The sequence below is a fragment of the Serratia sp. 201 genome, assembly GCF_037027545.1.
In the GTDB taxonomy this organism is placed as follows: Bacteria; Pseudomonadota; Gammaproteobacteria; order Enterobacterales; family Enterobacteriaceae; genus Serratia; species Serratia bockelmannii.
This window is the reverse complement of the sequence record NZ_JAXCHC010000004.1, coordinates 508,517-529,124: the sequence shown is the minus strand read 5'-3', so window position 1 is coordinate 529,124 and position 20,608 is coordinate 508,517. Positions and strand designations below refer to the sequence as shown.

The window sequence follows — 20,608 nt, the reverse complement described above, 5'->3', positions numbered from 1 at the left end:
ACTTCTCCCTACTTTGCAGCGACCTCTGGCGCGCGCTCGTTGATAAACAGCGCCATTGATTCAAGATGCCCCGTGTGCGGAAACATATCCAACATCCGCACGCGCGCAAGACGATAACCGGCGTTCAACAGCACTTTGCTGTCGCGAGCCAGCGTGGTGGGGTTACAGGAAACATACACCACCCGCGCCGGCGCCAGTTTTACAATGTGTGACATCACCCCGGCCGCACCGGCGCGGGCGGGATCCAGCATCACCTTATCAAACCCTTGTGCTGCCCAAGGTTGCCGCTCAACGTCGTCCTCCAGATTCTCATGGAAGAACGACGCATTATTCAGCTTATTCTTATGTGCATTATATTGCCCATTCGCTACCAGCGTGGCAACACCTTCGATGCCCACCACCGCAGCGGCGCGGCGCGCCAGCGGCAGGGTGAAATTCCCCATGCCGCAGAACAGGTCCAGCACCCGATCATTGGGTTGAATGTCGAGCCATTCAAGGGCCTGCGCCACCATTTGTTGGTTTACGGCGTCATTGACCTGAATAAAGTCGCGCGGACTGAAGTCTAAGCGTAGCCCGTCAACCTGATAATACGGCGTTTCACCGCACAGTTTTTCCACGCGGTCGCTGTCCGGCGCCAGATAAACAGCGACGTTTTCCCGCTCGCCAAACGCCAACAGCGCCTGGCGATCCGCCTCTTTCAGGGCATCGAGATGGCGCAGCACCAGCAGCGGGCCGTTATCCGCCAGCACCAGCTCCACATGCCCCAGCCGCCGCACCGCCTGCAGCCCGCTCAGGCAGGCGCGCACCGGCGCCAGCAGCTGTTCCAGCTCCGGGCGCAGCACCGGGCAGTGCTCCACCGCTACCAGCTCGCTGGAGGCCGCCTGTCGAAACCCCATCATCAGGCGCTGCAGCTTCGGCTGCCACGCCAGGCTCAGGCGGGCGCGGCGGCGATAGCCGTATTCCGGGCCGGCGATCACCGGTTCCTGCTGCGGGGTCACCCCGGTTTCGCGGGCGATCATGCGCACCAGCGCCGCCGCCTTGCTCTGCTGCTGCAGCGCCTCATCCGCATGCTGCTGCTGGCAGCCGCCACACACGCCGAAATGCGGGCAGCGCGGTGCCACCCGCTGCGGGCTGCGGCTCAGCAGGCGCTTGAGCTTGCCTTTGGCGAACTGGCGCTTGTCTTCGGTCAGCTGGATTTCCGCCTGCTCGCCCGGCAATACGCCCGGCACGAACACCGCTTTGCCGTCGTGGCGCGCCACGCCCTGGCCGAAAGGATCGAGATCGCTCACCGTCACGGTGAAGATTTGTGAGCTCTGCCGGGTCGTCACGCGGCGTTTGGGAGAGTAGAATTGCGCCATATTTGTCGATTGTGTGCTGGTTCATTAAGCTAGTGTCAGCTGTCAATTCTCCCACATTGGAATCCCATGACCAAATACAGCCTGCGTGCGCGCATGATGATCCTGATTCTGGCCCCGACCTTGCTGATTGGTTTGCTGCTCAGCACCTTCTTCGTGGTGCACCGCTATAACGAGCTGCAGGAGCAATTGGTCGACGCCGGCGCCAGCATCATCGAGCCGCTGGCGGTGGCCAGCGAGTACGGCATGACGTTCCGCAGCCGCGAATCGGTCAGGCAGTTGGTCAGCCTGTTGCACCGCCGCCATTCGGACATCGTGCGTTCGATCACCGTGTTCGATGCGCAGAACAATTTGTTCGTCACCTCCAATTATCATCACAACTTCGCTCAGCTGCAGCTGCCGAAAGGCGTGCCGTTGCCCACCGAGCTGATGCTCACCCGACGCGGCGATTCGCTGATCCTCCGCACGCCGATCCTGTCGGAAAACCAATATCCGGATGAAACCGCTGACGGCGGCAGCCACCCCGACAACAACCTGGGCTATGTGGCGATCGAGCTGGATCTGCAGTCGGTGCGGTTGCAGCAATATAAAGAGGTGTTCGTCTCCACCCTGCTGCTGTTGCTGTGCATGTGTATCGCCATCCTGTTTGCTTACCGGCTGATGCGCGACGTGACCGGCCCGATCCGCAACATGGTGAACACCGTCGACCGCATCCGCCGCGGCCAGCTCGACAGCCGCGTGGAGGGCTACATGCTCGGCGAGCTGCACATGCTGAAGAACGGCATCAACTCGATGGCGATGTCGCTTACCGCCTATCACGAAGAGATGCAGCAGAACATCGATCAGGCCACCTCCGACCTGCGTGAAACGCTGGAGCAAATGGAGATCCAGAACGTCGAGCTGGATTTGGCGAAAAAACGCGCGCAGGAGGCAGCGCGCATCAAGTCCGAATTCCTGGCCAACATGTCGCACGAGCTGCGTACCCCGCTCAACGGCGTGATCGGTTTTACCCGCCAGATGCTGAAAACCGATCTGAGCGCAACCCAAACCGATTATTTGCAGACCATCGAACGCTCGGCCAACAACCTGCTGACCATCATCAACGATGTGCTGGACTTCTCCAAGCTGGAGGCCGGCAAGCTGGTGCTGGAGCATATTCCGTTCGCCCTGCGCGAAACGCTGGACGAAGTGGTGGTGCTGCTGGCCCCCAGCGCCCACGACAAAGGGCTGGAGCTGACGCTGGATGTGCACAACGACGTGCCGGAGCAGGTGATCGGCGACTCGCTGCGCCTGCAGCAAATCATCACCAACCTGCTGGGGAACGCCATCAAGTTCACCGAAACCGGCAATATCGATATCCGCGTCGAGCTGCGCAAACAGCTGGATCGCCGGGTGGAAGTGGAAGTGCAGATCCACGACACCGGCATCGGCATCTCCGAACGCCAGCAGTCGCAGCTGTTCCAGGCATTCCGTCAGGCAGACGCCAGCATCTCCCGCCGCCACGGCGGCACCGGGCTAGGGTTGGTGATCACGCAAAAGCTGGTGAAGGAGATGGGCGGCGACATCTGCTTCCACAGCCAACTGAATCGCGGCTCGACCTTCTGGTTCCACATCACGCTGGATCTGAACGAGGGCATGCTGTCGCTGGCGCCGAGCCTGCCGGATCTGAACGGCAAAACGCTGGCCTATATCGAGTCCAACCCGACGGCGGCACAGGCGACACTCAACATGCTCAGCGTCACGCAGCTGGTGATCACCCACTCGCCGACGCTGGGCCAGCTGCCGTCAGGCCATTACGATTTCCTGCTGGCCGGCGTGCCGATCCCGTTCCGCGACAACATGGCGCAGCATCAGGACAAATTGTTGGCCTCGCTGAAGCTGGCCGATCGGGTGATTCTGGCGCTGCCGTGCCAGGCGCAGATCGACGCCGAACTGCTCAAGCAACAAGGTGCGCTTGGCTGCCTGATCAAGCCTATCACCAGCACGCGTCTGTTCCCGCTGCTGAGAATGGAGACGCCCGATCGGCTCGCCGCCCCACCTGAGCGTAAACGTCTGCCGCTGACGGTGATGGCGGTGGACGACAACCCGGCCAACCTGAAGCTGATCGGCACGCTGCTGGGCGAACAGGTGGAAAAAACGCTGCTGTGCGAGAGCGGTGAGGAAGCGCTGGCGCTGGCGCGCAACAACGTGCTGGATCTGATCCTGATGGACATTCAAATGCCGAAGATGGACGGCATTCACGCCAGCGAACTGATCCGCCAACTGCCGCACCACAACTCCACGCCGATCGTCGCCGTCACTGCCCATGCCGCCAGCGGCGAACGCGAGCATCTGCTACAGGCCGGGATGGACGACTACCTGGCCAAGCCGATCGACGAGAAAATGCTGACCCGCGTGCTGTCGCGCTACCACAGCGGCGACGTGGAAAGCGCCGTTGCCGACGATGCCCCGCTGTCGCTCGACTGGCCGCTGGCGCTGCGCCAGGCGGCCAATAAACCGGATCTGGCGCGCGATCTGCTGCAAATGCTGCTCGATTTCCTGCCGCAGGTGCGCGAACGGGTGCAGGCGCTGCTCGAGGGGCAACACGACGACGAGATCCTCGACCTGGTCCATAAGCTGCACGGCAGCTGCAGCTACAGCGGCGTGCCGCGCCTCAAGCAGCTGTGTTTCTACCTCGAGCGGCAGCTGCGCCAGGGCATCACCAACGACGAACTGGAGCCGGAGTGGCTGGAGCTGTTGGATGAGATTGAACTGGTGATCCACGCGGCGCGCGCGCATCTGGCGCAACCGGCCTGAATCCTCAGGCCATAATGCAAAAAGGCACGCCGTAGCGTGCCTTTGTTGCTTTTAGCGCCTGATGTTTATCACTGCGCCAGCAGGTACAGTTGGCTATCGCCACGCTGAATATTCAACGCCAGCACCGACGGTTTGCTGTCGAGGATTTTACGCAGCTCGCCCAGGTTCTGGATCGGCTGTTGGTTCACGCCCAGGATCACGTCGCCCTTTTTCAGGCCGATGCGCGCGGCGGCGCTGCCGGCTTTCACGCTGTCGACCTTGACGCCTTTCACGTTGCCGACCTGGGTATTGCTCAGCTCGGCGCCTTCAATGCCGGTGTAGATATTGCCCGAGGCCACCTGGGTCTGCGCGCTTTGCTCCAGCGTGACGTCAATCGTTACCGGCTTGCCGTCGCGAATAATGCCCAGCGACATCTTGCTGCCGACCGGCAGCGTGCCGATCTCCGCCCGGAACGAGGCGAAGCTGGAGATGGCCTTGCCGTTCATGGTGACGATCACGTCGCCGGCCTTGATGCCCGCCTTCGCGGCGGAAGATTTCGGCATTACCTGGCTGACGAAGGCCCCGCGCTGCGCATCGACCTTCATCGCCTTGGCCAGCTCAGAGTTCAGCTCGGTGCCCATGATGCCCAGCTCGCCGCGTTTCACCTGGCCATACTCGACCATTTGCGCCGTCAGGTTTTTCACCATGTTGCTCGGAATAGCGAAGCCGATACCGATATTGCCGCCGTCCGGCGCCAGGATCGCGGTGTTGATGCCGATCAGCTCGCCGTTCAGGTTAACCAGCGCGCCGCCGGAGTTACCGCGGTTGATCGCCGCATCGGTCTGGATAAAGTTTTCGTAGTTTTCGATGTTCAGGCCGCTGCGCCCCAGGGCGGACACGATGCCCGAGGTGGCGGTTTCACCCAACCCGTACGGGTTGCCGATCGCCACGGTGTAATCGCCGACGCGCAGCTGATCGGAGTCCGCCATCTTGATCGCCGTCAGGTTCTTGAAGTCTTTCAGCTGGATCAACGCGATATCGGAACGCGGATCCTTGCCGATCACTTTGGCGTCGAAGCGGCGTCCGTCGCTCAGCTGCACCTGGATCTTGTTGGCGTTGTCCACCACGTGGTTATTGGTCACCACATAGCCCTTGGTGGCATCGATGACCACCCCGGCGCCCAGCGCCTGGAATTTCTGCTGCGTGCCCTGCGGCTGGCCATCCGGCCCTGGCTGTTCACCGCCCTGACACATCGGCGAGCCTTGGAACGGCGAACCGTCCTGGCAGAACGGCGAATCCTCACCGAAGAACTGTTGGAACTGCTGCGGCATGCGCGGCGTATTGACCGTGGTGCTGCCCTCAACGTTAATGCTCACGACGGAAGGCATCACCTTCTCCAGCATCGGTGCCAGGCTCGGCAGCTGTTGGGTGCTGGAAGAGGCGGTTTCAGCGGCGCTGACCGTCGCCGGGCCCATCGCCATACCGATACTGAATGCCAGTGCGCTCAGAACTAATGCGGTTTTTTTCATCTGTGTGTCTCTTATAAAGTCGTTCAAAAAGAATGGCCGTCTTGCGTGCTTATTCAGAGTTAATTAATAGCCCGAAGTTCCGGCACAGATGATTGGCAATAGTAAACAAATATTGTCCGTCTTTACAAAACTCGAGACAGCCAACCGGTTGGAATTGCTGGCAATTATTCTTCAGCTCAATTATTCCGCCGCCATCAATCGACGATATTCATCATAGGCGTACAGGTCGGTCATTCCGCTGATATAGTCCTGCAATAAACGCGCGCGGAAATAATATTCCCGAATGCCTTGCTGCTCCGGCGATAAATGCTGCAGCCCTTCTACCGCCTCCGCATACGCTAGCCGATGCTTGGTGGACAGCTTGTGGAACAGGCGTGTTTCAATCGGATAAGCGCGATGGCTGTCCTCGCGCACCAGCTGGCTGAAGTCCGCCAGCGACATCGCCAACAGCGGGCTGTAAATGTCCAGCAGGCCGCTGATCACCCGATAGCCTTGCAGCTCGAGCTGCTCGACCTCAGGGTGGTTGAACACGTGCTTGAACGCCACATTTTTAAATATCTTCAGTAGCCGATAGGCCGGGCTGGAATCCTCCAGCAGCGCCTGATTGAAACTGCCCTGATAGACCGCGTCCAGATTGTCGATAAAGCGCTGCGCCGCATGCGGCACCAGCCGCGCCACGGTAAACACCCGCAGATACATGAAGAACTGATCTTCCGCGCTGCGCCGCGCGCCGCCGCGATCGATCTTGCGAAACGCGCTGGCGACGGTCTTGTCGAACAGATCGCCCGGCACCACCTCGCCCCACTCCTGAATCAGGTGCTGATACAGCTGCTCGACGGTGAAAATGCTCTTCTCCACCGCGTCTTCCAGATCGGCCACGCAGTACGAGATATCGTCGGCGGCCTCCATAATATAGGTCAGCGGGAAACGATCGAACTCGCCCATGTGCAGCTCGCGCCGCAACCGATCGACGAAGGCCTCTTCCGCCAGATAGTAGCCGGGCTTTTTCATCAGGTAACTGTGGCTGGCAGGGATGTCGCTCGCCCAGTAGGCCGGGCGGGTGTATTTCAAAATGCAGCCGACCTGCGCGTAGGTCAGGTTGAGCTTGAGCAGGCTGTACACCATGCGGATCGCCTGGGCGTTGCCCTCGAAGTGGCTGAGATCCTGACGGATCCGGCTGCGCAGCCGGTTCAGATCGCCCTCCCCTTCATGCAGGCGCAGCGTCGCCACCTGGCAGCGATCGTGGCTGCCCGGCTCGCTGCCGCAGCTGGCGGGATCGAGCCGCTGGGCGAACCAGTCGTTGATCGCCGACTCGCCGAAGTGTCCGAACGGCGGATTACCGATGTCGTGCATCAGGCAGGCCATTTCCACGATGCTTTCAAACGGATCGAGCAGCCGGGTCAAGCCGAGCTCATCAATTCTCCCCGCCTGTTTGAAGCGATTGAGGATCTCTTTGGCGATGTGGCGCCCAACCTGCTGCACCTCCATCGAGTGCGTCAGGCGGCTGCGCACCGCCGCGTTGCGCTCCAGTGGAAACACCTGGGTTTTTTGCTGCAGACGGCGAATGGCGGCCGAGTTGACGATGCGCCCGCGATCGCTCTCGAACTGCCGCACAATGTCGTACTCTTCCTCGGCCTCGATCGGTTTGCTGAAAGGCCGTTGGAAGCTGATTTTTTGCTTGAAGTCGATCCCGGACATCTGTTTCTCCGCCGTTGCGCCCTGCCCCCGTGATAACAATTCCCGGCAGCGGATGCAACGCATTATCTCTGATACACAGCCATGATAGACTATGCCGCAATTCTCACGGCCAATCAGCGAGTGTTATTTATGAAAGTAGGCATCATCGGCGCAATGGAGCAGGAAGTCACCCTGCTGCGCGATCAAATCGAAAACCGTCAAACCATCCAGCGCGCGGGCTGCGAAATCTACACCGGCCAGATCGGCGGCGTTGACGTGGCCTTGCTGAAATCCGGCATCGGCAAAGTCTCTGCGGCCATGGGCACCACCCTGCTACTGGAACACTGCAGCCCGGATCTGGTGATCAACACCGGTTCCGCCGGCGGCTTGGCCAGCACGCTGCGCGTGGGCGATATCGTGGTGTCGGAAGAAGTGCGCTACCACGACGCCGACGTCACCGCCTTCGGCTACGAGCCGGGCCAGATGGCCGGCTGCCCGGCGGCGTTCGTCGCCGACGACGCGCTGATCGCGCTGGCGGAAAGCTGCATCAAACAGCTGGATCTGCACGCGGTGCGCGGCCTGATCTGCAGCGGTGACGCCTTCATCAACGGCGCCGAGCCGCTGGCGCGCATCCGCGCCACTTTCCCGCGCGTCGCCGCCGTGGAAATGGAAGCCGCGGCGATCGCCCACGTCTGCCATCTGTTCGGCACGCCGTTCGTGGTGGTGCGCGCCATTTCCGACGTCGCCGACAGCGAGTCGCACATGAGCTTCGACGAGTTCCTGGTGGTAGCGGCCAAGCAGTCTACGCTGATGGTCAATGCCATGCTGCAAACCCTGGCCAAGCGCGGTTGATGTGAGGCTGCGCTTCACCTCGATGCTCTGTCTGTTGGCGCTCTGGCTGGCCCTGCCGGTCGACGCCGCCCAGCGGGTGATTAGCCTGGCGCCCAACGCCACCGAGCTCGCCTATGCCGCCGGCATGGGCGAGGTGCTGGTGGCGGCGAGCGCCTATTCCGATTACCCGCCGCAGGCCGCCAAGCTGGAGCAGGTGGCCTCCTGGCAGGGCATCAACCTGGAGCGGGTGCTGGCGCTCAAGCCGGACCTGATCCTCGCCTGGCGCGGCGGCAATCCGCAGCGCGTGCTGGATCAGCTCGCCGCGTTCGGCATCCCGATCTTCTATGCGGACGCCGACAACCTCGGGGGGATCGCCGGCTTGCTGGATAAGCTGGCGCAATACAGCCCGCACCCGGATCAGGCGCATCAGGCGGCAGACGACCTTCGCCGCCAGTTCGCCGCTCTCAAGCAACAATACGCCGCTAACTCACCACGGCGCGTGCTGCTGCAGTTCGGCACCCAGCCGCTGTTCACCAGCTCCGGCGCCACATTGCAAAGCCAGGTGCTGGCGCTGTGCGGCGGGCAGAACGTCTTCGCCGATAGCCGCACCCCTTGGCCGCAGATCAGCCGCGAGCAGGTGCTGGCGCGTCAACCCCAGGCCATCGTCATCACCGGCGGCGCGAAAGAGGCCGCCAATGTGAAAGCCTTCTGGGCGCCGCAGCTGCAGGTGCCGGTGATCGCGCTGAACGAAGACTGGTTCAATCGCGGCGGGCCGCGCCTGCTGTTGGCGGCGCAGCAGCTGTGCCGCCAGCTGGCGGAGATCCGCTGATGCTGGTGTTCTGGTTGGATATTCTCGGCACGGCGGTGTTCGCCGTCTCCGGCGTACTGTTAGCCGGCAAGCTGCGCATGGATCCGTTCGGCGTACTGGTATTGGGCGTGGTCACCGCGGTCGGCGGCGGCACCATCCGCGATATGGCGCTGGCCAACGGCCCGGTGTTCTGGGTCAAGGATCCCACCGATCTGGTGGTGGCGATGATCACCTGCGTCTTGACGCTGCTGCTGGTGCGCCAGCCGCGCCGCCTGCCGAAATGGGTGCTGCCGGTGCTCGACGCCGTCGGGCTGGCGGTGTTCGTCGGCATCGGCGTCAACAAGGCTTTCGCGGCCGGCACCGGCCCGCTGGTGGCGATCTGCATGGGAGTGATCACCGGCGTCGGCGGCGGCATTATCCGCGACGTGCTGGCGCGCGAGATCCCGATGATCCTGCGCACCGAAATTTACGCCACCGCCTGCATCATCGGCGGCATCGTGCACGCTACGGCGTTTTACACCTTCCACATGCCGCTGCAACAGGCCATGATGCTGGGCATGATCATCACGCTGGCCATTCGGCTGGCGGCCATCCGCTGGCACCTCAAGCTGCCCGCCTTTATTCTCGAACGCTGAGCCGTCGCCCTGCGGGGCGACGCGTGGCAACGCCGCACCGGGTGATTTATTAGACTAAAAACGGGTTCAGTGGTATTATTTTCGTCCAAAAAATAGCGTAGTGTCGATGTAAAATTCTGTTACCCGCAGGTTAATCCCTTCCCCACGCTGTTAAAACTTTTTAACTTTTTGCCGATAAGTCATCACAAGATGGCTTACGGATGACTATTCCCGCAATGATGAAAAAAATTCTGCTTGCCTGCTGTGGCGCCCTGCTGAGTGGCGCCGCGTATGCCGATGCCGTCAGCGGCCAGATCGGCGTTACCCTGACCATTGAACCGCAATGCGCCGTGCGCCTCGAAGCCGCCGTCCCCCAGGCCGAATGCAGCCACGCGACGGCGCAGCCGAAGATCATCCGCAACCCACCGACGCAGCAGAACGGTGCGGAAGTGATCCTCGTGGAATGGTAATGGTAGGCATAAAAAAACCCGCCGGCCTAAGGCGAGCGGGTTGATGTTCTGACAGGCAAACTCAGATGCTGAACGACGAACCGCAACCGCAGGTGGTTTTGGCATTCGGGTTGGTCACCACGAAGCGCGACCCTTCCAGCCCTTCGGTGTAGTCCACCGAACCGCCGACCAGATACTGCAGGCTCATCGGATCGACCACCAGCGCCACGCCCTGCTTCTCGATGGTCATGTCGCCATCGTTGACCTTGTCGTCAAAAGTGAAGCCGTACTGGAATCCGCTGCAGCCGCCGCCGGTAATGTAAACCCGCAACTTCAGGTTCGGGTTTTCTTCGTCAGCAATCAGGAACTTAACCTTGTTTGCTGCTGCCTCGGTAAATTGCAGGGGCAGTGCCGTTTGATCACTCATACTCTTTACTCCCAACATTGTTCAGCATCAGATCGCGACTATGGCTGCCTGATTAATATTAACGATTATCCGATACCTGAGTGTTGCGTTCAAGTATTCACCGCATTTGTTGTATTTTCTTTACCTGTTTTCTCCGCCGCTTCCCGTGCCAGCTGCGCCTCCTGCCTTTGCAGGGTGCGAGCCAAGATCGATGAATACAGCGGCTTGCCGCCGAGCAGCTGCGCCACTACCGTGGCGCCGAGGCAGGTGATGATCATCGGTAAAATCAGCTGGTAGTTGTCGGTCATTTCCAGCACCAGCACGATACCGGTCAACGGGGCCCGCACCGTGGCGGCGAACAGCGCCCCCATACCGGCGATGGCGAAGGTGCCCGCTTCGATGCCGTATTGCGGGAACAGATGCGCCCCCGCCAGCCCGAAGGCGGTGCCGAACAGCGTGCCCAGCGCCAGCATCGGCGCAAAGATGCCACCCGGCGCGCCGGAACCGAAGCACAGCAGCGTGGTGAAGATGCGGGTAATGAAGATAAACATCAACATGCCGACGCTGTAATTGCCCGCCGCGGCGATCGGGATCAGCCCAAAGCCGCCGCCCGCCGCCTCTGGCTGAATCAACCCCAGAATGCCACACACGCCGCCGAGCAACCCACCCATCAACAAGATATTGCGCATTCTGCCGCCGTGCAGGCGCGCGAACATGTCTTGGGTGCGGAAGATCAGCGCGTTGAACCCCACGCCCACCGCGCCGAATATCGCCCCCAGCACCAGATAGAGCCACAGGGTGTTGATGGGCGCCGAAGAAAGTTTGTCGACCGCGATCACCGAGCCCTGGCCGTTAAACAGCTGGTACACCACGCTCGACATGATAACGCCGATAAACACCGCTTTAATCGAGATCAGGTTGTAGCGAAACTGCGGCCGCATCTCTTCGATGATAAACAGAATGCCGGCCAGCGGCGCGTTGAACGCGGCGGACAGCCCGGCGGCGGCCCCGGTCGCCAGCAGCGAATGACGCGCCTCGGCGCCGCGAATGCGCAGCACGTCCAATACCATGCGCCCGACGTTGCCGCCCATTTGCACCGTGGGCCCTTCGCGCCCCAGCACCATACCCGCCCCCAGCGTGCCCATGCCGCCGATGAATTTCACCGGTATCACGCGCCACCAGCGCACCGGCCGCAGCTCCTCCAGCGCGCCTTCGATCTCCGGAATGCCCGAGCCGCCCGCCTCAGGCGCAAAGCGCCGCACCAGGTAATAGCCCAGCGCCGCCAGCGCGGCGGACAGGATAAACGCCAGCGGCCACACCAGGATCCAGGAGTCGGCGACCTGCGCCAGCGAAGCCAGCCGCTGCTGCTGCACCCACTCCACCGCTTTATCGAAGGCCACGCCAAGCAAACCAGCCAGCGTCCCCACCAGCGCGGCCATCAACAAGATCGCCACCGGCGTTTTATCGCGGCGGATAAACTGGCGCACTGCATCGCTGCGGCTAAGGCGCGGGCTCAACGTCCCGACGGGCTGTGAGTATGATTCTGTCATCGCGAATAATTCGTCAGGTAATTTGTAATACAAATAGGCAGGGCGATAATTCTACCCCAACCCGGCGGCGGGCGCTGCCGTTAATGGTATCTGACTGTGATCGTTTCATAACGCGGCGCTCTCCTCTAGAATAGCGCGGTCAAATCATTCAAAAGAGAATCCAGGAGCCGATTTATGAGCCTACACAGCAAGTCCGAAAGTCTGTACGCCCAGGCGCAACAGTTGATCCCCGGCGGGGTAAACTCTCCGGTGCGTGCATTCACCGGCGTAGGCGGTGTGCCGCTGTTTATCGAGCGCGCAGACGGGGCTTACCTGTTCGATGCCGACGGCAAGGCCTATATCGACTATGTCGGTTCCTGGGGGCCGATGGTGCTGGGGCATAACCACCCGGCGATCCGCGACGCGGTGATCGAAGCGGCGCAGCGCGGCCTGAGCTTCGGCGCGCCGACCGAGATGGAAGTCAAAATGGCGCAGCTGGTCACCGAGCTGGTGCCGACGATGGATATGGTGCGCATGGTGAACTCGGGCACCGAAGCCACCATGAGCGCCATCCGCCTGGCGCGCGGCTACACCAACCGCGATAAAATCATCAAGTTCGAAGGCTGCTACCACGGCCACGCCGACTGCCTGCTGGTGAAAGCCGGCTCCGGCGCGCTGACCCTCGGCCAGCCGAACTCACCGGGCGTGCCGGCCGACTTCGCCAAACACACTCTGACCTGCACCTATAACGATCTGGATTCGGTGCGCGCCGCCTTCGAACAGTACCCGTCAGAGATCGCCTGTATCATCGTCGAGCCGGTCGCCGGCAACATGAACTGCGTGCCGCCGCTGCCGGAATTCCTGCCGGGCCTGCGCGCCCTGTGCGACAAGTACGGCGCGCTCTTGATCATCGACGAAGTGATGACCGGCTTCCGCGTCGCGCTGGCCGGCGCGCAGTCCTATTACGGCGTTGAGCCGGATCTGACCTGCCTCGGCAAAATCATCGGCGGGGGTATGCCGGTGGGCGCCTTCGGCGGCCGTCGCGACGTGATGGAGGCGCTGGCGCCGACCGGTCCGGTCTACCAGGCGGGCACCCTGTCCGGCAACCCGATCGCCATGGCGGCGGGCTACGCTTGCCTGACCGAAGTGTCGCAGGTTGGCGTGCACCAGACGCTGACCGAACTGACCGAGATGCTGGCCGCAGGCCTGCTGCATGCGGCGCAGGAAGAGAATATCCCGTTGGTGGTCAACAACGTCGGCGGCATGTTCGGCCTGTTCTTCACCGACGCGCCGGCGGTCACCTGCTACCAGGACGTGATGCAGTGCGACGTGGAACGCTTCAAGCGCTTCTTCCACCTGATGTTGGAAGAAGGGGTGTATCTGGCACCGTCCGCCTTCGAAGCGGGCTTCATGTCCGTGGCGCACAGCAAGGAAGACATCCAGCGCACCATCGACGCCGCGCGTCGCTGCTTCGCCAAGCTGTAATCCCGGCCGGATGGCCAAAAAAATGGGCGCCTCAGCGCCCGTTTTGTTTTTCGCTGCGGCTTAAAGCAGCGTGCCGTAAATGGTCAACAGCGCCACCACCACCACGATGATCATCGTCACCTTGCGCGCCAGCGTCACCGCCGCGCGCGGCGTTTGCACCGGATCCATATGCGGATCGCGCGCCAGCGAGAACTGCGCCAGCCGCGTCAACACCTGATACGACGACGAATGCCGATCCCCCAGCGAGGCGAACCAAGCCGGCAGCGCCCGCTCGCCGTGGCCAAACAGCGCATAGGCCACCCCGGCCAAACGCACCGGGATCCAGTCCAGCCAGTTCAGCAGATGATCGATGCCCGACTGCGAACGCTCCAGCGGCGTATTGTGGCGCGCCAGCCAGGTTTGATAGGCGCGCAGGAAGGCATATCCCGCCAGCGCGATCGGCCCGTACGGCCCAAAGACCACGAACCAGAACAGCGGCGCCAGGTAATAGCGGAAGTTGATCCACAGCAGCGCGTTTTGCAGCTCGCGCAGGCGCAGCTCCTCACTGCAGTCCACCGGCAAACCGTGGATCAACGCCAGCTCTTCCGCCATCTGATCGCTGGCATGGGTATCCCCCTGCCGCGCCGCTTTCAGGTAGGCGCGATAGTGTTTGCGCTTGATGCCGGCACCGACGCACAGCAGATCGATGACGATCCACAGCAGCAGCGTCACCACGCCGAAGAATAACCCGTGCGACAACCACAGAACGCCCCAGACGACAACCATCCAGGCGGCGGTCATCGCCAGCGTCTGCGCCAGCGAAACCCGATGCAGCCGCTGAAATACCACTTCGAGGCGATGATCCAGCTGCCAGTGTTCCCCCAGCTTGAACAGGCGCTCCCAGGCCAAAACCAGCAACAGCGTAAACAGCGTCATTAGCGATTCCTCTCCCTTTTTCTTGTCTCAAGCATAGCGTCGGCGGGCGCGCCGCGTTGTTCCAGAGATGCCAGATAGCGATCCCAATCGAACGCCGGCCCGGGATCGGTTTTGCGGCCGGGGGCGATATCGCAATGCCCGGCGATATGCGCCGCCAACGGCGGATAATGTTCGGCCAGCAGCGCGGTGACCGCCTGCAGCGTGCGATATTGCGCCTCGGTGTAGGCTAACTGGTCGGTGCCTTCCAGCTCGATGCCGATGGAGAAATCGTTGCACCGTTCGCGCCCCTGATACAGAGAAACGCCCGCGTGCCACGCGCGCTGGTCGAAGGGCACATACTGCACGATCTCCCCATCGCGGCGGATCAGGCAGTGCGCAGACACTCGCAGCTGATGGATCTCGGCGAAATAAGGGTGCTGCGCGGGATCGAGCGTGCCGGTGAACAGCTGGTCGATATAGGGGCCACCGAATTCGCCGGGCGGCAGGCTGATGTTATGGATGACCAGCAGCGAGGGCGGCTCGTCATCCGGGCGACGATCGCAGTGCGGCGAAACCACTCGCGTCACCCCGACAATCCAGCCATTTTCCAACTGCATCAGACACCTCTCTGCGGTGGTACTTATTCCTGCAACAGAGTAGCATGTTCCCCTACGATCTAACCGTCCATTTCGGAGTTTTCCATGCCGACACGCCGCTACAGTGCCGACCGTCGCCGTACCGAGCTTCTTGAACGTATTGAAAGTGATATTCCCTATTCCGTCGCCCAGGCGCTGCGCGAAGACCTGGGAGGTGAAGTTGACGCCGGGCGCGATATTACCGCGCAATTGTTACCGGCGGACAAGCAGGCCGAAGCCACCGTCATTACCCGCGAAGCCGGCGTGTTCTGTGGCCGCCGCTGGCTGAACGAAGTCTTTATTCAGTTGGGCAACCAGGTGCAGGTGGAGTGGCTGGTGGCAGACGGCGACCGTCTGATACCGAACCAACCGCTTTGCCGGCTGCGCGGCCCTGCGCGGGTGCTGTTGACCGGCGAGCGCACCGCGCTGAACTTCGTGCAGATGCTCTCCGGCGTGGCGACCGAGGTCAGCCGCTATGTGGCTCTGCTGGAAGGCACCCAGACTCGCCTGCTCGATACCCGCAAGACCTTGCCCGGCCTGCGCACCGCGTTGAAATATGCCGTACTGTGCGGGGGCGGCAGCAACCACCGGCTGGGGCTGTCCGATGCCTTCCTGATCAAGGAAAACCACATCATCGCCTCCGGCTCGATCAAAAACGCGGTGGAAAAAGCCTTCTGGCTGCACGCCGACGTGCCGGTGGAAGTGGAAGTCGAATCGCTTGATGAACTGCAGCAGGCGCTGGACGCCGGCGCCGACATCATCATGCTGGACAACTTCAGCGTCGAGATGATGCGTCAGGCGGTTGCCCAAACCCAGGGCCGCGCCCAGTTGGAGGTATCCGGCAACGTCACCAGCGAGACGCTGCGCACCTTCGCCGAGACCGGCGTGGATTACATTTCGGTCGGCGCGCTGACCAAACATGTGACCGCGCTCGATCTGTCGATGCGCTTCAAATGATCCCCTCGCCCCCGGCCGCCGCCGGGGGCGTTACCGCAGATTTGCGAAGCCCCTCGCACCGTTTTTCCCTCCGCTGCAAACGGCATCATTACTGATGGAAGCATGCCGAGAAACGCGTAAAACCCGCTCGCCGTTCCCCCGCGCAAACCGCTACCGTTGTTTTCCACACCCTTATGGAGGAAACAACGCATGGAAACGCAACGCGGCTTTAGCCTGATCGAACTGATGGTGGTGATCGCCATCATCGCCATCCTCAGCGCCATCGGCATTCCTGCCTACCAGCGCTACATCCAGAAAGCGGCGATGACCGACATGCTGCAAACCATGGCGCCGTATAAACTGGCGGTCGAACTGTGCGTGCTGGATGAAGGCGCGCCCGCCGGCTGTGACGCTGGCAGCAAAGGCATTCCCACCGGCGGCGCGTCGCGTTACGTCAGCGGGGTGAAAGTCGTTAAAGGCGTCATCACGCTGACCGGCGCCCAAACGCTGCAGGGGCTGGCGGTGGCGTTAACCCCCAAATCGAACGCCGATGGGCTGACCCACTGGACCCGGCTGTGCAGCAGCGAAAACGCGACGCTGGTTGAGGTGTGCCGGGAAGTCTTCCGCTTCGACGACGCAGCGGAGTAGCAGCGATGAACGCGCAAATCAGCGAAGAGGTTCACACCCTGTGTCGGCGCTATCAGGCGCTGGCGCTGAGCGAAGACCCGACCACCCTGACGGTCGCGCTCAGCGAAGAAGCGCCGCAGGGGCTGCTGGCGGCGCTGCGTTTCGCCACCGGCAAACGCATCCATCTGGAACAATGGCCGGCGGCCAGGTTGGAGCTGGCGCTTAACCAGCGCCACGAGCCGCTCTCGGCACCGCTGGCGGCCGAAGAGGACACAACCGATATCGCCTACCCCGACGACGGCGATGCGCCGGTGGTACAGTTCATCAACCAGACGCTGCGCCTGGCCATTCAGCGCCGCGCCTCGGACATCCACTTCGAGCCCTTTCGGCAGCATTTTCGCATTCGTCTGCGCATCGACGGCGTGCTGCAAACCCTCGCCTCACCGCCGCCGCAGCTGACCGCGCGCCTCATCGCCCGGCTGAAGATCCTCGGCCAGTTGGATATCGCCGAGCGCCGTCAGCCTCAAGACGGGCAGCTCAGCCTGACGCTGGACAGCGCGCGCTATGCCATGCGTATCGCCACCCTGCCGACGCTGCACGGCGAAAAGGTGGTGCTGCGCGTCCAGCAGGGTGAGCAGCAGGAGCTGCCGCTGGATAAACTGGGCATGAGCCGGGCGGATCTGGCGCGCTACGCGACGGCGCTGGCCTGCCCGCAAGGGTTAATCCTGGTGACCGGCCCGACCGGCAGCGGCAAGACGGTGACGCTGTACAGCGGTCTGCGCCAGTTGAACGATGCGCAAAGCAACCTATGCAGCGTCGAGGATCCGGTCGAGATCCCGCTGTTCGGCATTAATCAGACCCAGATCAACGCCAAAACCGAGCTGAGCTTCGCCCGGGTGCTGCGCGCCCTACTGCGCCAGGATCCGGACGTCATCATGATCGGCGAGATCCGCGATACGGAAACCGCCGAGATCGCGGTCAAGGCCGCGCAAACTGGCCACCTGGTGCTGTCAACGCTGCATACCAACTCCACTGGCGAAACCCTGACGCGGCTGATGCACATGGGGATCCCCGGCTACCTGCTCGCCGGCTGCCTGAAGCTGATCGTCGCGCAGCGGTTGGTGCGCAGGCTGTGCCGCCACTGCCGCTATCCGCAAAGCCAGCCGACGCATTTTCCCACCGCTATCTGGCCAGAACCGCTGACCGCCTGGCGCGCCGACGGCTGCGAGCACTGCTTCGGCGGCTACTATGGGCGCATCGGCGTGTATGAGCTGTTGGCCATTACGCCGGAAATACAGGCGGCGCTGCTGGCGAACGCTGCTCCTAGCCTGCTGGCGAATATCGCCCGTGACCAGGGGCAGCTTTCGCTGCTGCAGGCCGGGCTGACTCTGGCCGCCGAAGGCTCGACCTCGCTGGAAGAACTGTATCGCGTGATCGACGTCGTCCAGCTCGGCGCAACCACGTCATGAAAGCGCGCCGCCTTTTTCTGTGGCAGGCTTTCGACGCTCAGGGCGCCTTACACCGCGGCGAACTGATGAGCGAAGAAAAACGGCAGGTGAGCCGATTACTGATTGAGCAAGGCATGCAACCGTGCCGAATCGGGCACGGCAAACGCGTTACGCCCGGCCAATGGCGTGGAGAACCCTTAATCCACTTCACCCGCCAGCTCGCCACTCTGCTGCAGGCGGGGTTGCCGCTGGTCGATGCGCTGCAGTTGCTGGCAGCAGAGCATCCTTCGGCAGCCTGGCGCTGCCTGCTGCGCCAGCTGGCCGACCAGGTGCGCGAAGGGCAACCGCTTTCCGAAACCCTCACCGAACAACCGGGGATTTTTCCCCTGATCTACCGCCAGCTGATCGCCATCGGTGAACTGACCGGCAACCTCGATCGCTGCTGCCTGCAGCTGGCGCAACAACAGGAGGCCCAGCTGTTGCTGCGCCGCAAGGTGACCAAAGCGCTGCGGTATCCCCTCTTCATCTGCGCGGTGGCGCTGATGGTCAGCATGCTGATGCTGGTGATGGTGCTGCCGGAATTCGCCAAGGTTTATCAATCGTTCGATGCGCCACTGCCCTGGTTTACCCAAGGGCTATTGAAGTTGTCCGCGCTGCTGATCGCCGTTGGCCCCTATTTGGCGCTGCTGCTCGGCGCATCGCTGTTCGGCTACTGCCGCTGGCTGCATCCGCGCCCGCCGTGGCGCAGACGTGAACAGGCACTCTTGCTTCGCCTGCCGCTGATCGCCCGGCTGGTGAGCGGCGGCGCGCTGAGCCAAACATTTCGCATCCTGACCATGACCCAACGCGCCGGGCTGACGCTGGTGGAAGGCTTGAGCGCGGCGGCGCTGGCGGCTGACCATCTGCTGTACCGACAGGCGCTGGAGCAGGTGCGACGGCAGATCGCCGAAGGCGAAGCCTTTCATCAAGCCATGGGCCTGCAACCGCTGTTTCCGCCGCTGTGCCGGCAGTTGGTGCGGGTGGGCGAAGAGTCCGGTTCGCTGGACGCCTTGCTGGATAAGTTGGCGCACTGGTATGAACGGCAGACGCACGAGCTGGCCGATACGCTGGCGCAAACGCTGGAGCCGCTGCTGATGCTGGTGGTGGGCGGGATTGTCGGCGCTTTGGTGATCGCCATGTATCTGCCTATCTTTCAACTGGGCAGCGTGTTGGGATAAGGGGAAAAGGATAGCGGGCGCCGCGGTGTGCTGCGCCCGAATGCAAAGTGCGGCTTATTTGCTGCCGAAGACGCGGTTTTCCTGCTCTGCCACGCGGATAAAGGTGGTGCGCTTGGTCAGCTCTTTCAAACGCTCGGCGCCGACGTAGGTGCAGGCGGAACGCAGACCACCGAGGATATCGCGCACGGTAAACTCCACCTCGCCCCTCAGCGGCAGCTTGACGGTTTTCCCTTCGGCCGCGCGATACTCCGCTACGCCGCCGACATGGCGCTTCATCGCTGACTCGGAGCTCATGCCGTAGAACAGCATGAACTTCTCGCCTTTCTCTTCCACCACGGTGCCTTCGCACTCGTCGTGGCCGGCCAGCATGCCGCCCAGCATCACGAAGTCCGCGCCGCCGCCGAAGGCTTTGGCGACATCGCCCGGCACCGAGCAGCCGCCGTCGCTGACGATTTGGCCGCCCAGCCCGTGGGCCGCATCGGCGCATTCGATTACCGCCGACAGCTGCGGATAGCCCACGCCGGTTTTCACGCGGGTGGTGCATACCGACCCCGGGCCAATGCCGACTTTAACGATGTCGGCGCCGGAGAGGATCAACTCTTCCACCATCTCGCCGGTCACTACGTTGCCGGCGCAGATCACGTGATTCGGGCAGGCTTCGCGCGCTTTCTGCAGGAAGGCGACGAAGTGTTCAGAGTAGCCGTTGGCCACGTCGATACAGATGAATTTCAGCGCCGGAGACAGGGCCAGGATCTGCTGCATTTTGGTGAAGTCGGCTTCGGAAGTGCCGGTGGACACCATCACGTGGCGCAGCACCGATTCCGGCATGCGCTGCACGAAATCAGCCCATTGCTCGACGCTGTAATGTTTGTGTACGGCGGTGAGAACATCGAAAGAAGCCAGGGCCTCGGCCATGCGGAAGGTGCCCACCGTGTCCATGTTGGCGGCGATAATCGGCACGCCGGACCAGCTGCAACCTGAATGCTTGAAGGTAAACTGACGTTCCAGTTCAACCTCGGAACGGCTTTTCAGCGTGGAGCGCTTAGGGCGGATCAACACGTCTTTAAAGCCCAACTTCAAATCTTCTTCAATACGCATGACTTATGATTTCCTGGTTAATGGCGACGGATCGCAAGGAGGATGTTCGAACCTCTGCCCGACGGCTTTCCCGTGGCGCGGAAAGATGACGGCGAGATTAATGCCAGTTCCAGTGACGTTATAATACGCGCTAATAATCGCCGAACAAGACTGCGAATTCGCCTTTATTTACGCTACAATCCGACAAATTTACCTGCATAATCGCAGTGTGATTGCCCGCTCATTTCTGCCGTGCCGCTGCGCTTTTTCTCGCCGCCCGAACGGGGCCGAGGCGCAAGCGCCGCCTGCCGACTTG

18 protein-coding genes are annotated in these 20,608 nt (G+C 62.0%); 10 read left to right on the top strand and 8 right to left on the bottom strand.

Going from position 1 to position 20,608, the window contains the following annotated elements:
- Positions 1-8: 8 nt before the first annotated feature.
- On the bottom strand, positions 9-1,358 hold the full coding sequence (rlmD, locus tag WA302_RS21235) for a 23S rRNA (uracil(1939)-C(5))-methyltransferase RlmD (protein WP_025301596.1): 1,350 nt from the start codon (positions 1,356-1,358) through the stop codon (positions 9-11).
- A gap of 66 nt (positions 1,359-1,424) precedes the next feature.
- Between rlmD and barA the strand changes: the two genes are divergently transcribed.
- Positions 1,425-4,151 (top strand): two-component sensor histidine kinase BarA, encoded by a 2,727-nt coding sequence (gene barA, locus WA302_RS21230; RefSeq protein WP_049204768.1) that lies wholly within the window; start codon positions 1,425-1,427, stop codon positions 4,149-4,151.
- A 68-nt stretch (positions 4,152-4,219) separates the two neighbouring features.
- Here barA and degP read toward each other — a convergent pair whose 3' ends face one another.
- Positions 4,220-5,659 (bottom strand): serine endoprotease DegP, encoded by a 1,440-nt coding sequence (gene degP, locus WA302_RS21225; RefSeq protein WP_049210253.1) that lies wholly within the window; start codon positions 5,657-5,659, stop codon positions 4,220-4,222.
- A 180-nt stretch (positions 5,660-5,839) separates the two neighbouring features.
- On the bottom strand, positions 5,840-7,357 hold the full coding sequence (gene dgt, locus WA302_RS21220) for a dGTPase (RefSeq protein WP_049207270.1): 1,518 nt from the start codon (positions 7,355-7,357) through the stop codon (positions 5,840-5,842).
- A 129-nt stretch (positions 7,358-7,486) separates the two neighbouring features.
- Here dgt and mtnN point away from each other — a divergent pair, with 129 nt between their 5' ends.
- The 4 genes from mtnN to WA302_RS21200 all read left to right on the top strand — a co-directional run bounded on the left by mtnN (position 7,487) and on the right by WA302_RS21200 (position 10,059).
- Entirely contained in the window at positions 7,487-8,188 is a 702-nt protein-coding gene (mtnN, locus tag WA302_RS21215) for a 5'-methylthioadenosine/S-adenosylhomocysteine nucleosidase (RefSeq protein WP_049200308.1), read from the top strand.
- Positions 8,189-8,210: 22 nt separating this feature from the next.
- Entirely contained in the window at positions 8,211-8,996 is a 786-nt protein-coding gene (gene btuF, locus WA302_RS21210) for a vitamin B12 ABC transporter substrate-binding protein BtuF (RefSeq protein WP_164099481.1), read from the top strand.
- A complete protein-coding gene (locus tag WA302_RS21205; protein ID WP_038873529.1) occupies positions 8,996-9,610 on the top strand; it encodes a TRIC cation channel family protein in 615 nt (204 codons plus the stop codon). Before btuF ends, WA302_RS21205 begins: the two co-directional genes overlap by 1 nt.
- A gap of 200 nt (positions 9,611-9,810) precedes the next feature.
- Positions 9,811-10,059, top strand: a complete 249-nt coding sequence (locus WA302_RS21200) for a hypothetical protein (protein WP_065424607.1) — start codon at positions 9,811-9,813, stop codon at positions 10,057-10,059.
- A gap of 61 nt (positions 10,060-10,120) precedes the next feature.
- On the opposite strand, the gene erpA is transcribed toward WA302_RS21200, so the two are convergent.
- Together erpA and clcA are read right to left on the bottom strand one after the other, a co-directional pair.
- A complete protein-coding gene (gene erpA, locus WA302_RS21195) occupies positions 10,121-10,465 on the bottom strand; it encodes an iron-sulfur cluster insertion protein ErpA (RefSeq protein ID WP_004932708.1) in 345 nt (114 codons plus the stop codon).
- A gap of 89 nt (positions 10,466-10,554) precedes the next feature.
- A complete protein-coding gene (clcA, locus tag WA302_RS21190; protein WP_060448159.1) occupies positions 10,555-11,994 on the bottom strand; it encodes a H(+)/Cl(-) exchange transporter ClcA in 1,440 nt (479 codons plus the stop codon).
- A gap of 174 nt (positions 11,995-12,168) precedes the next feature.
- Between clcA and hemL the strand changes: the two genes are divergently transcribed.
- On the top strand, positions 12,169-13,458 hold the full coding sequence (gene hemL, locus WA302_RS21185) for a glutamate-1-semialdehyde 2,1-aminomutase (protein WP_025301587.1): 1,290 nt from the start codon (positions 12,169-12,171) through the stop codon (positions 13,456-13,458).
- Between the two features lie 60 nt (positions 13,459-13,518).
- Here hemL and ampE read toward each other — a convergent pair whose 3' ends face one another.
- Both ampE and ampD read right to left on the bottom strand, forming a co-directional pair.
- On the bottom strand, positions 13,519-14,373 hold the full coding sequence (gene ampE, locus WA302_RS21180; protein WP_025301586.1) for a beta-lactamase regulator AmpE: 855 nt from the start codon (positions 14,371-14,373) through the stop codon (positions 13,519-13,521).
- Positions 14,373-14,969 carry a 1,6-anhydro-N-acetylmuramyl-L-alanine amidase AmpD gene (gene ampD / locus WA302_RS21175; RefSeq protein WP_025301585.1) on the bottom strand — a complete coding sequence of 199 codons (597 nt, stop codon included), beginning with the start codon at positions 14,967-14,969 and terminating at the stop codon, positions 14,373-14,375. The genes ampE and ampD overlap by 1 nt, the downstream gene beginning before the upstream one ends.
- An 84-nt stretch (positions 14,970-15,053) precedes the next feature.
- Here ampD and nadC point away from each other — a divergent pair, with 84 nt between their 5' ends.
- The 4 genes from nadC (at position 15,054) to hofC (ending at position 19,215) form a co-directional block, all read left to right on the top strand.
- Positions 15,054-15,944 (top strand): carboxylating nicotinate-nucleotide diphosphorylase, encoded by an 891-nt coding sequence (gene nadC / locus WA302_RS21170; RefSeq protein ID WP_025301584.1) that lies wholly within the window; start codon positions 15,054-15,056, stop codon positions 15,942-15,944.
- 189 nt (positions 15,945-16,133) lie between these two features.
- The gene (gene ppdD, locus WA302_RS21165; RefSeq protein WP_043135904.1) at positions 16,134-16,571 is read left to right on the top strand and encodes a prepilin peptidase-dependent pilin; all 438 of its coding nucleotides are present in this window, start codon (positions 16,134-16,136) and stop codon (positions 16,569-16,571) included.
- Positions 16,572-16,576: 5 nt separating this feature from the next.
- Positions 16,577-18,019 (top strand): type II secretion system protein GspE, encoded by a 1,443-nt coding sequence (gene gspE, locus WA302_RS21160; protein ID WP_261456542.1) that lies wholly within the window; start codon positions 16,577-16,579, stop codon positions 18,017-18,019.
- On the top strand, positions 18,016-19,215 hold the full coding sequence (gene hofC, locus WA302_RS21155) for a protein transport protein HofC (RefSeq protein ID WP_261456543.1): 1,200 nt from the start codon (positions 18,016-18,018) through the stop codon (positions 19,213-19,215). Before gspE ends, hofC begins: the two co-directional genes overlap by 4 nt.
- A 54-nt stretch (positions 19,216-19,269) precedes the next feature.
- Here hofC and WA302_RS21150 read toward each other — a convergent pair whose 3' ends face one another.
- Entirely contained in the window at positions 19,270-20,313 is a 1,044-nt protein-coding gene (locus WA302_RS21150; RefSeq protein ID WP_043135912.1) for a GMP reductase, read from the bottom strand.
- Positions 20,314-20,608 lie beyond the last annotated feature (295 nt).